This window comes from Streptomyces meridianus (genome assembly GCF_023703325.1).
Lineage (GTDB): Bacteria > Actinomycetota > Actinomycetes > Streptomycetales > Streptomycetaceae > Streptomyces > Streptomyces meridianus.
The window spans coordinates 1-2,249 of the sequence record NZ_JAMQGM010000091.1; the positions used below are offsets into that span (position 1 = coordinate 1).

At 71.9% G+C, this 2,249-nt stretch carries 3 protein-coding genes; all 3 read left to right on the top strand.

The features are described 5' to 3' along the window. Window positions 1-58: 58 nt before the first annotated feature. The 3 genes from M1E25_RS25520 to M1E25_RS25530 are packed head-to-tail and all read left to right on the top strand — an operon-like array spanning window position 59 to window position 1,923. Complete coding sequence (locus M1E25_RS25520; RefSeq protein WP_251419680.1) at window positions 59-1,252, top strand: helix-turn-helix domain-containing protein; 1,194 nt, start codon at window positions 59-61, stop codon at window positions 1,250-1,252. A gap of 51 nt (window positions 1,253-1,303) precedes the next feature. Next, window positions 1,304-1,753, top strand: a complete 450-nt coding sequence (locus M1E25_RS25525) for a DUF6415 family natural product biosynthesis protein (RefSeq protein WP_251419676.1) — start codon at window positions 1,304-1,306, stop codon at window positions 1,751-1,753. After that, window positions 1,750-1,923: a hypothetical protein gene (locus M1E25_RS25530; RefSeq protein WP_251419679.1), complete on the top strand. Its 174-nt coding sequence runs from the start codon at window positions 1,750-1,752 to the stop codon at window positions 1,921-1,923. The genes M1E25_RS25525 and M1E25_RS25530 overlap by 4 nt, the downstream gene beginning before the upstream one ends. Window positions 1,924-2,249: the final 326 nt, after the last annotated feature.

The window sequence follows — 2,249 nt, forward strand, 5'->3', positions numbered from 1 at the left end:
GGGCGGCGAGGATGTCAACCCGGACCCGTACACCGACCCGCTGGTGTTCGGCCAGAGAATGCAGATCCTGCGCCAGCGGCGCGGGATGAACCGCACCGTCCTAGCCGGCCTCATCGGCATGTCCCCATCGTGGGTGAAGCGGGTCGAGAACGGCCAGCTGCAGACACCGGGCCTGGAGATGATCCTCCGGATCGCCGAGGCGCTCCGCGTCCGCGACCTCTCCGACCTCACCGGATATCTCGCCGGGCACACGAGCCTGTTCACCGGGCCCGGGCATCCGCGGCTCGCAGCTGTCCAGGACGCCGTCAACGCCTACCCGCTGACGACCCGGCAGGAAGCGCCGCCCGCCGAGCACCTGCGGGCGCGCCTCGCACGGGCCTGGTCTGCACGGCACTCCGCACCGAACCACCGCGACGTCGTCGGCCAGCTGCTGCCGGACCTGATCCGGGACGCCCAGCTCGCCGTCCGGCAGGCCGACACCGCCGTCGACCGGCGCACGGCACAGGCCGCCCTCGCCGAGGTCTACAGCCTCAGCCAGTTCTTCCTCGCCTACCAGCCCGACCCATCGCTGCTGTGGCGGGTCGCCGAGCGCGGCATGGTCGCCGCGCAGGAGTCCGAGGACCCGCACGCCATCGGCGTCGCCGCGTGGCTCGCCGCCGAGGCACACCGCGACAGCGGCCCCGGCCACTACGACGCCGCCGACACGGTGACCATGGAGACGCTCGAGTACCTGCGGCCGCTGGCGCCGGACGCGAGCGACGACGTCCGGGCCATCACCGGCGCCCTCACCGTGGCGGCCGGCTACACCGCCGCCCGACGCGGCGACACCGGCACCGCCTGGCGGCACTGGGACACCGCCCGGGAGATGGCCGACCGTCTGCCCGCCGACTACTACCACCCCGTCACATCGTTCTCCCGGGCCATCATGGGCGCGCACGCCGTGACCGTCGCGGTCGAACTGCACGCCGGCGGCGAGTCCGTCCGGCAGGCGGCCCGCGCGGAAGCCGAGGTGATCCCATCCCGGCCGCGCCGGGCCCGGCACCGCATCGAGCAGGCCCGCGGCTACCAACTCGACGGCCAGCCAGACGTCGCCCTCGCCACCCTCGCCCAGGCCTACGAGGCCGCGCCCGAGACGATCCGCTACAACGGCTACGCCCGCCGGATCGTCCTCGAGGAGACCGAAGCCGCGAGCCCAGACCGCCGGCGCCGGGCGTCCGACCTCGCCGTGCGCATCGGCGTACTGGCTGCGTAATCGGAGGGACACAGACTGTGTCCCCTCCCCCGGTCTCCCGGACCTACGGTCATGGCCCAGCCCATCACCGACATGTCCGGGGGACTGATGGAGACGACGAAACCGGCTTCTGAACAGGCTTTTTCGCGGACCCGCGAAGAAGGTACCGGCGGGGCGCCGCGCGCTGACCTGGATGCTCTGCCCATCGACGCGGCCACGATCCGGGCCAGCGTCGAGCGCGCCGCGACCGTGACAGCCGTACTGCCGCAGTATCAGGACCTCGTGACCCTGGCCCAGTTACTGCGCGGCCACCTCCACCTGCTCCTGCCCGACGCTCAGGCGGACACGGACCGGCTGAACCGCGGCACCGCGCTGTGGCACCAGCGGCAGACCACGATCGACCGGACCCGCCGAACCCTGGCCGAGGGCATGGGCCATGGCCTGCTGTCCGCCGCCATGCACGTCCAGGAGCTCGGGCGGGCCTGTGGGTTCCTCCTCAGCTGGCACGGTGAGAGCCGATGACCCGTCGCTGGTGCACCTTCCACGGCGACTACGCCGAGGACGTCGAGCTGGTCCGCATCATCGAGACCGGCACCGGACCTGGCGGCATGCTCTACGCCTGCCCGCCCTGCCGACAAGAGCGCGGTCTGGCCCCACTCATGGACCAGCCGGCCGACGAGGACGACCAGTGATGCGCGCGGTCGGCCGCTGGGCGGGCGTGCTCTTCATCGTCGGCATCAGCGGCACGTGCGGACTGGTGATCGGTCTCGCCGTCGCCAGCACTCCATAACCCCCGCCCGGCAGGTGCCAACTCCCAGCCGGACGGACCTGGCCCCGGTTCTCCGCTCCCCCGTGGCGGAGGGCCGGGGCCTCTTCACGCCTTGATCATTTACCTTTCGGGCCAGCAGCGGGCCAGCAGAACCCTCTCGGGCGGCCTCTGTTCGAAAAAAGGACCCTCCGCCCGGAACCGTAGTTCCTGGTGAAGGGCCCTTCGTAAGCGGTAGGCCGTGTGGGACTC